Annotated in this window: 8 protein-coding genes and 1 pseudogene; 5 read left to right on the plus strand and 4 right to left on the minus strand. The window is 71.6% G+C overall.

Annotated features, from left to right (window positions below; translation table 11 throughout):
* The first annotated feature begins 33 nt into the window (after positions 1 to 33).
* From ACIO9J_RS25510 to ACIO9J_RS25520, 3 genes are all read left to right on the plus strand, one after another.
* Positions 34 to 531 (plus strand): phage holin family protein, encoded by a 498-nt coding sequence (locus tag ACIO9J_RS25510; protein ID WP_402003959.1) that lies wholly within the window; start codon positions 34 to 36, stop codon positions 529 to 531.
* Positions 528 to 1469 (plus strand): alpha/beta fold hydrolase, encoded by a 942-nt coding sequence (locus ACIO9J_RS25515; RefSeq protein ID WP_402003962.1) that lies wholly within the window; start codon positions 528 to 530, stop codon positions 1467 to 1469. The genes ACIO9J_RS25510 and ACIO9J_RS25515 overlap by 4 nt, the downstream gene beginning before the upstream one ends.
* Positions 1470 to 1647: 178 nt before the next feature.
* Positions 1648 to 1839 (plus strand): hypothetical protein, encoded by a 192-nt coding sequence (locus tag ACIO9J_RS25520; protein WP_402003965.1) that lies wholly within the window; start codon positions 1648 to 1650, stop codon positions 1837 to 1839.
* An 81-nt stretch (positions 1840 to 1920) separates the two neighbouring features.
* Here the strand turns inward: ACIO9J_RS25520 and ACIO9J_RS25525 are convergent, their stop codons facing one another.
* The 3 genes from ACIO9J_RS25525 to nth form a co-directional block, all read right to left on the minus strand.
* Complete coding sequence (locus tag ACIO9J_RS25525; RefSeq protein WP_402003968.1) at positions 1921 to 3126, minus strand: MarP family serine protease; 1206 nt, start codon at positions 3124 to 3126, stop codon at positions 1921 to 1923.
* A 49-nt stretch (positions 3127 to 3175) separates the two neighbouring features.
* A complete protein-coding gene (locus tag ACIO9J_RS25530; protein ID WP_402005386.1) occupies positions 3176 to 3964 on the minus strand; it encodes an NUDIX hydrolase in 789 nt (262 codons plus the stop codon).
* A 115-nt stretch (positions 3965 to 4079) separates the two neighbouring features.
* Positions 4080 to 5147: an endonuclease III gene (gene nth, locus ACIO9J_RS25535; protein WP_402003971.1), complete on the minus strand. Its 1068-nt coding sequence runs from the start codon at positions 5145 to 5147 to the stop codon at positions 4080 to 4082.
* A 325-nt stretch (positions 5148 to 5472) separates the two neighbouring features.
* Between nth and ACIO9J_RS25540 the strand changes: the two genes are divergently transcribed.
* Both ACIO9J_RS25540 and ACIO9J_RS25545 read left to right on the plus strand, forming a co-directional pair.
* Positions 5473 to 6147: a Crp/Fnr family transcriptional regulator gene (locus tag ACIO9J_RS25540; RefSeq protein WP_055553109.1), complete on the plus strand. Its 675-nt coding sequence runs from the start codon at positions 5473 to 5475 to the stop codon at positions 6145 to 6147.
* A 151-nt stretch (positions 6148 to 6298) separates the two neighbouring features.
* A pseudogene (locus tag ACIO9J_RS25545) lies at positions 6299 to 7161 on the plus strand (nucleotidyltransferase domain-containing protein).
* Here ACIO9J_RS25545 and ACIO9J_RS25550 read toward each other — a convergent pair.
* The gene (locus ACIO9J_RS25550; protein ID WP_402003975.1) at positions 7158 to 7988 is read right to left on the minus strand and encodes an MBL fold metallo-hydrolase; all 831 of its coding nucleotides are present in this window, start codon (positions 7986 to 7988) and stop codon (positions 7158 to 7160) included. The pseudogene ACIO9J_RS25545 and the gene ACIO9J_RS25550 overlap by 4 nt on opposite strands.
* Between the last annotated feature and the right edge of the window lie 277 nt (positions 7989 to 8265).

Raw genomic sequence — 8265 nt, forward strand, 5'->3', positions numbered from 1 at the left:
GAAGAGATCAGAAGAGAAAAAGGGGAGAACGCGATGAGCGCACCCGACGGCCCCGTCGGCGCCGAGCGCAGCCTCGGCCAACTGGTCGCCACGGCGACCAGCGAGATGTCCGCGCTGGTGCACGACGAGATCGCGCTGGCCAAGGCCCAACTGCGACAGGACGTCAAGCGCGGTGCGGTGGGCGGCGCCGCCTTCGCCGCGGCGGGCGCGGTCCTCATCTTCTCGCTGCCGATGCTGAGTTTCGCGCTGGCGTACGGCATCCGCACCTGGAGCGGCTGGAACCTCGCGATCTGCTTCGTGCTGTCCTTCGCCGCCAACGTGCTGGTGGCCGGGCTGCTCGCGCTGATCGGTGTCGTCTTCGCGAAGAAGGCCAAGAAGGGCCAGGGCCCGCAGAAGGTCGCCGCTTCGGCCAAGGAGACGGCTGCCGTACTGGGGAACGTCAAGCCGCACCCCCGCGCGGTGAGCCCTGCGGGTGCCCTCGAGGTTCGAGTCGGTGAGGCGGAGGCGACTGTGGCACGCTCGTCCTCATGACGGACCCCGCCGCCCAATCGGCCCAATCCCCCGCCTCGGTCGTACGCATCGAGGGGCCCTGGACCCACCGGGACGTGGCCGCCAACGGGGCGCGCTTCCACATCGCCGAGATGGGGGACGGGCCGCTGGTCCTCCTCCTGCACGGCTTCCCGCAGTTCTGGTGGAGCTGGCGGCACCAGCTGGTGGCGCTCGCCGACGCGGGCTTCCGGGCCGTCGCGATGGACCTGCGGGGCGTGGGCGGCAGCGACCGCACGCCGCGCGGCTACGACCCGGCGAACCTCGCGCTCGACATCACGGGCGTCGTACGGTCCCTCGGCGAGCCCGACGCCGCGCTCGTCGGCCACGACCTGGGCGGCTATCTCGCGTGGACGGCGGCCGTGATGCGGCCCAAGCTGGTGCGCCGCCTCGCCGTCTCCTCGATGCCGCACCCGCGGCGCTGGCGCTCGGCGATGCTCTCCGACCGCAGGCAGACCGCCGCCGGGTCGTACGTCTGGGGCTTCCAGCGGCCGTGGCTGCCGGAGCGTCAACTGGTCGCCGACGACGGTGCCCTGGTGGGCCGTCTGGTCCGCGACTGGTCCGGGCCTCGGCTGCCGGACGACGAGACGGTGGAGACCTACCAGCGGGCCATGTGCATCCCCTCGACGGCGCACTGCTCGATCGAGCCGTACCGCTGGATGGTGCGGTCGATGGCCCGGCCCGACGGCATCCAGTTCAACCGCCGCATGAAGCGCCCGGTGCGGGTGCCGACGCTGCATCTGCACGGGTCGCTCGATCCCGTGATGCGTACGAGGAGCGCGGCGGGATCCGGCGAGTACGTCGAAGCCCCGTACCGCTGGCGCCTGTTCGACGGTCTGGGGCACTTCCCGCACGAGGAGGACCCGGTGGCGTTCTCCACGGAGCTGGTGAACTGGCTGAAGGATCCCGAGCCGGACCGCTGAACACGCCGCCGGGCGCCCGCCTGACGCTCCGTCGGCCGCCTCGCGCGGACGCTTACCACGGACTTTCCCGAGGGTCCATGGGAACGCCTGTCCTACGAACGCCAATTGCCTGACGCATAGGCCAATTGGGGCCCTTGGGCGCGATTACCGACCATGAGGCACGGGCACACGTCGGGGTATGGGCTGGACGCACGACTACAGTGACGTAGCACGCAATCGCCGCTCGGCCACAGCGCTGAACAGCCACGAGAGGGGCGGGCCACAGGATCCGGGCCATCACGGGCCCCCTCAAGAAGTCGTGGGCATTCCCCGCATCCTGCGCCGGAGGGCCCGCTGGGTCTCCGCGCGGCTGCGGCACACACGCGACTGACGCCGGCCTCGGGCGCACCCCCCACGGGGTGCGCCGCCGTAGGGCACACCCCCGCAGGAGACGGCTCCGCCAGAAGCTCCGCTAGAGCGCGCAGCCCTGGCTGTCGACCTCCTGGTTGGCGGTGCGGCCGCGCTCGATGTCCTCGCGCACCTCGTCCGCCGTCAGTGCGTAACCGGTGTCCGGGTCGTCGAGCGACTTCGCGAAGACCACGCCGTAGACCTTGCCGTCGGGCGTGAGCAGCGGGCCGCCGGAGTTGCCCTGGCGGACGGTCGCGTAGAGCGAGTACACGTCGCGGTGCACGGTGCCCCGGTGGTAGATGTCCGGGCCCTTGGCCGTGATGCGACCGCGCACGCGCGCGGGGCGGACGTCGTAGGGGCCGTCCTCGGGGAAGCCCGCGACGATGGCGCCCGCGCCGCTGCTCGCGTCCTTGGACGTGAACTGCAGGGGCGGTGCCTTCAGCGTGGGCACGTCCAGTACGGCGATGTCGCGCTCCCAGTCGTAGAGGACGACCTTCGCGTCGTACGTCTGGTTCGTGTCGCCTATCTGGACGGTGGGCTCGTCCACGCCGCCGACCACGTGCGCGTTCGTCATCACGCGGCGGTCCGCGAAGACGAAGCCGGTGCCTTCGAGGACCTTGCCGCAACCGCGCGCCTCACCGCGGACCTTCACGATGGAGCGCTTGGCGGTCGTGGCGACCTTGCTCTTGGCGAGCTTGGGGTCCGGGGGCTGGACGTCCTTGATGGGCTCGTTCGAGAACGGGCTGAAGACCTGCGGGAAGCCGTTGCGCGCGAGGACCGAGCGGAAGTCCGTGAACCAGGTGTCGGCCTGGCCCGGCAGGGCGCGGTCGACGCCGAGCAGCACCTTGGAGCTGCGCAGCTCCTTGCCGATCGTCGGCAGGGTCGCGCCCGCGACCAGAGAGCCGAGCAGCCAGGCGACGAGGAGCATCGCCACCACGTTCACCAGGGCGCCGCCCGTGGCGTCCAGGGCGCGGGCGGGTTGCCAAGTGATGTATCTGCGCAGCTTGTTGCCGAGGTGGGTGGTGAAGGCCTGGCCGATCGAGGCACAGACGATCACGATGACGACGGCCACCACCGAAGCGGTCGTACTCACCGCGGTCGCGTCGTCGTCCGTGAGCGCGTCCCAGACGATCGGCAGCAGATAGACGGCGATGATCCCGCCGCCGAGAAATCCGGTCACCGAGAGGATGCCGACCACGAAGCCCTGGCGATAGCCCACGACCGCGAACCACACGGCGGCGAGCAACAGCAGGACGTCCAGCACGTTCACCGATTCAATCCTCGCCTCGCATCGCGGTCGCCAATTCCCCGCAACCTTGTCATGCGCGCCAGTCGAGCGGGACCTGCCTGCTGCGGTCCCAGGGGCGCTCCCAGCCCGCGAAGTGCAGGAGTCTATCGATCACACCGGCCGTAAAACCCCAGACCAGAGCGGACTCGACGAGGAAGGCCGGACCGTGGTGACCCTTCGGGTGGACCGACGTCACGCGGTTCGCCGGATCCGTGAGATCGGCCACGGGGACCGTGAAGACACGGGCCGTCTCGTTCGGGTCGACGACGCCGACCGGGCTCGGGGCGCGCCACCAGCCGAGCACGGGCGTGACGACGAAGTCGCTCACGGGGATGAAGAGGCGGGGCAGCTCGGCGAAGAGCTGGACGCCCCGGGGGTCGAGGCCCGTCTCCTCCTCGGCCTCGCGCAGGGCCGCGCGCAGCGGGCCCTCCACCTGCGGGTCGCCGTCCTCGGGGTCGAGGGCGCCGCCGGGGAAGGAGGGCTGTCCCGCATGCGAGCGCAGGGAGCCCGCGCGCTCCATCAGGAGCAGCTCGGGGCCCTTGGCGCCCTCTCCGAAGAGGACGAGCACGGCGGACTGACGGCCCGCGCCGCTCTCCGGGGGCAGGAAGCGGCTCAGCTGGCGCGGCTCGATGGTCTCGGTGGCGCGGACGACGGGGGCGAGCCACGGGGGCAGGCCCGCGGTGCTCAGGAGGGCGTCCCTGGCGTCCTGGCCGGCCGTGGCGCGGGCGGCGGGGACGGTGCCCTCGCGCGCCTCGTCCCGGGCTGCGGGCCCGCTGTCGTGTCCGCGGCCTCCGTCGGCCTCTTCGAAACCGCTGCTCATGTGGTTCGTATCGCTCGTCGTCGCGTCCGTCGTCTCACTCGCGTGCGTCATCGGCACCCCCGTCCGTCTTGGAGAACGCTCTTGGCCCCTCGGTTCGTTCCGCCCGCCCCCGATGTCACCCGGCGGCAAGCGGCGGCGCCGGCTTTCCGGGGTAGTCCGGCGGCGGCTTGAGGCGCTGGCCGGGCAGCCCGCCCATCTCGTACTTCAGGAGCTTCCTGGCCTTCTCCGGATCGGTCTCGCCCTCTCCGTACGACGGGCAGAGCTCGGCGATCGGGCAGGCTCCGCAGGCGGGCTTGCGGGAGTGGCAGATGCGGCGGCCGTGGAAGATCACGCGGTGCGAGAGCATCGTCCACTCGCTCTTCGGGAAGAGCTCCGCGATGGCCGCCTCGACCTTCACCGGGTCCGTCTCCTCGGTCCACTTCCAGCGGCGGACCAGCCGTCCGAAGTGGGTGTCGACGGTGATGCCGGGGACTCCGAACGCGTTCCCCAGGACCACGAAGGCGGTCTTGCGGCCCACTCCGGGGAGCTTGACGAGGTCGTCGAGGCGGCCGGGGACCTCGCCGCCGAAGTCGTCCCGCAGGGCCTTCGCGAGGCCCATGATCGACTTGGTCTTGGCACGGAAGAAGCCGGTCGGCCTGATCAGCTCCTCGACCTCCTCGGGGACGGCGGCGGCCAGGTCCTCCGGGGTCGGGTACGCGGCGAACAGGCGCGGCGTCGTCTGGTTCACGCGCAGGTCGGTGGTCTGCGCGGACAGGACGGTGGCCACCAGGAGCTCGAACGGGTTCTCGAAGTCCAGCTCGGGGTGGGCGTACGAATAGACCTCGGCGAGCTCGCGGTTGATGCGGCGGGCGCGGCGGACGAGGGCGGCGTGGGATTCGGGCTTAGTGGCGGGCTTCTTGGGGGTGGGCTGCTGGGATGCGGCCTTCTTGGACGCGGTCTTCTTGAGCGTTGCCTCGGTCGACTTCGCCGTCGTCTTCTTTGCCGCTGACTTCGTAGCGGCCGTCTTCGTAGTCGCGGACTTCGTAGCCGCGGACTTCGTAGCCGCGGACTTCGTGGCGGCGGACTTCGTGGCCGCGGACTTCGTAGCCGCGGACTTCGTGGCCGCGGACTTCTTCGAAGGGGGCGCCGCCGTCTTCTTCGCGGAGCTCGCCACCGTCTTCTTCGCTGGCGTCGTCTTCTTCACCGTGAGTGCCTTAGGTCGTCCGAGGGCTGTCTGATTTGTCGCTTTGCCGGGCGCGCTGGACGCATGTTCGCCCACAGCGGAATCATGGGACGCGGCCGCCATCTCAGCCCCCTCGGCCTGTGCTCTCACCGGCTTTTTGGACACCCGGCCAGCCTAGGGCCCCACACTGACATCCGTCCCTGACCCCATGGATCGGCCCCCAATTGGCCCCCTCCCGCACAGCATGCCGCGCCGGTGCGGCATCCTTGTGACTGATCACACTGTTTTGCACCGTCCGGCAAAATGGGGACCGGTCCCCTGATGCAGGTCGACAAGGAGAGAACTCGTGGACGACGTTCTGCGGCGCGCCCCGCTCTTCGCGGCGCTCGATGACGAGCAGGCCGCGGAGCTTCGCGGCTCCATGAGTGAGGTGACGCTCGCGCGCGGAGACGCCCTTTTCCATGAGGGAGACCCCGGAGACCGCCTCTACGTGGTCACCGAGGGCAAGGTGAAGCTGCACCGCACCTCACCGGACGGGCGCGAGAACATGCTCGCGGTGCTCGGCCCCGGTGAGCTCATCGGTGAGCTGTCGCTCTTCGACCCGGGCCCGCGTACGGCGACGGCGTCCGCCCTCACCGAGGTGAAGCTGCTCGGCCTCGGCCACGGCGACCTCCAGCCCTGGCTGAACGCACGCCCCGAGGTGGCTTCCGCGCTGCTGCGCGCCGTCGCCCGGCGCCTGCGCAAGACCAACGACCAGATGTCCGACCTGGTCTTCTCCGACGTGCCCGGCCGCGTGGCCCGCGCGCTCCTCGACCTGTCGCGCCGCTTCGGCGTGCAGTCCGAGGAGGGCATCCACGTGGTGCACGACCTCACGCAGGAAGAGCTCGCCCAGCTGGTCGGCGCCTCCCGCGAGACGGTCAACAAGGCGCTCGCGGACTTCGCGGGGCGCGGCTGGCTGCGCCTGGAGGCCCGCGCGGTGATCCTCCTGGACGTGGAGCGGCTCGCCAAGCGGTCGCGCTGACGCTGTGTCTGTACGGTGACGGGCCCTGCCTCTTCGGAGAGGCGGGGCCCGTCGGCCGTTCACCGATTCGTCGTGGCCAAGCGCTCCGCCTCCCCCGGTTGCCCCGTCGAAACAGCGTGACCTCGCCGTCTCCTCGCTGCACAGTTGCCCCATGACCACCAGCAGCGCCGTCTCCAGGGCGGGGACCGGGCTCGACGCGCAGGGCTACATCGAGCGGGAGGGGTCCCTCGGGCAGGTGCAGGCGGAGTTCCGGCCCGTCGTCGCCGCGGCGCGCGACCAGGTGCTCGCGGTGTTCGGGGCGCGGCTGGACAGCGCCTACCTGTACGGCTCCGTTCCACGCGGCACCGCACGGTCCGGCCGTTCCGACCTCGATCTGCTGATCGCCCTGCGCGAGGAACGGACGCCGACCGGGCCGACGCGGACGCCGTCGGGGCGGATCTGGACGCGGAGTTCGGGCAGATCGACGGCGTCGGCGTACTCCTGGCGAGCAGGCGGCGGCTGCTGAGCGAGCCGGAGACGTACGACCTCGGCTGGTTCGTCGCCTGCCTCTGCACCCCGCTGCTCGGCGAGGACCTGGCCGAATTCCTTCCTCGCTACCGGCCCGACGGACTGCTCGCCCGCGAGACCAACGGCGACCTGGCGCTCTTCCTGCCCCGCTGGCGCGAGCGGATCGCGGCCGCGGCGGACGAGGAGGAGCTGCGCGCCGTCTGCCGCGTCGTCGCACGCCACCTCGTCCGCACCGCCTTCACGCTCGTCATGCCGCGCTGGAACGGCTGGACGAGCGATCTGACCGAGATGGCCGACGTCTTCGCGCGGTACTACCCCGAGTGGGGCGGGCGGCTCCGCGACGCGGCGGCCGTCGCGTACGAGCCCGTCGCGGATCGCGCCCTGCTCGCCTCGTACACCGAGGAGACCGGGCCCTGGCTGGCCGCCGAGTACGCCTCCGTGCACGGCACGAAGGCGGCTCGGGGCGGCGGGGGTAGCGGGGACGACCGGGACGACCGGGACGGCTAGATCAGGCCATGCTCCCGTAGGTACTCCAACTGCGCCCTTACGGAGAGCTCGGCCGCGGGCCACAGGGAGCGGTCCACGTCCGCGTACACGTGCGCGACGACGTCGGACGCCTCCGTGTGGCCGTTCTCGACCGCCGTCTCGACCTGGGCGAGCCGGTGGGCCCGGTGCGCGAGGTAGAACTCGACCGCCCCCTGGGCGTCTTCGAGTACGGGTCCGTGGCCCGGCAGGACGGTGTGGACGCCGTCGTCGACCGTCAGTGACCTCAGACGGCGCAGCGAGTCCAGATAGTCACCCAGACGGCCGTCAGGGTGCGCCACGACGGTCGTGCCGCGGCCGAGGACCGTGTCACCCGTCAGGACCGCCCGGTCGGCCGGGAGATGGAAGCACAGCGAGTCCGCGGTGTGGCCCGGGGTGGGGACCACGCGCATCTCCAGGCCGCCCGTGGTGATCACGTCACCGGCGGCGAGGCCCTCGTCGCCGAGGCGCAGTGCGGGGTCCAGGGCGCGCACATGCGTGCCGGTCAGCTCGGCGAAGCGGGCGGCGCCCTCCGCGTGGTCCGGGTGACCGTGGGTCAGGAGCGTCAGCGCGACCCGCTTCCCGGCCCTCTCGGCGGTCTCGATGACCCGGCTCAGGTGGGCGTCGTCCAGTGGGCCCGGGTCGATGACGACCGCGAGCGGTGAGTCCGGCTCGGCGATGATCCAGGTGTTGGTGCCGTCCAGGGTCATCGCGGAGGGGTTGGGCGCGAGCACGTTGACTGCGCGGTCGGTGGCGGGGCCACTGAGGACGCTGCCGCGGGGCTGGCCGGGGAGGGCTGCGGCTTCGGTCATGAAGGGGTGTCTCCCGTCGGGGGCGAGGGCGAGGGCGGGGGCGGAGGCGGGGGCAGGAGCGGGTGCGGGGGCCGGCTCCGGGGTGGGCTCTGGCTCAGGGAGCTTGGGGGTGCGCTTGGGCGTCCTGGGGGCGGGGCCGCGGCGGTATGTCCGTCCTCGCTATTCCGGTGCGCGGCCGTCGTCATGCACCTCGGCACGTGGGCACCTGTGCTCCGGGCAGACATACCGCCACGTCCCCTCAGGAGCACTCGCGACCGCGGGCCGGTGGGGCGTCCGG

The sequence above is a fragment of the Streptomyces sp. NPDC087300 genome (assembly GCF_044744425.1).
Lineage (GTDB): Bacteria > Actinomycetota > Actinomycetes > Streptomycetales > Streptomycetaceae > Streptomyces.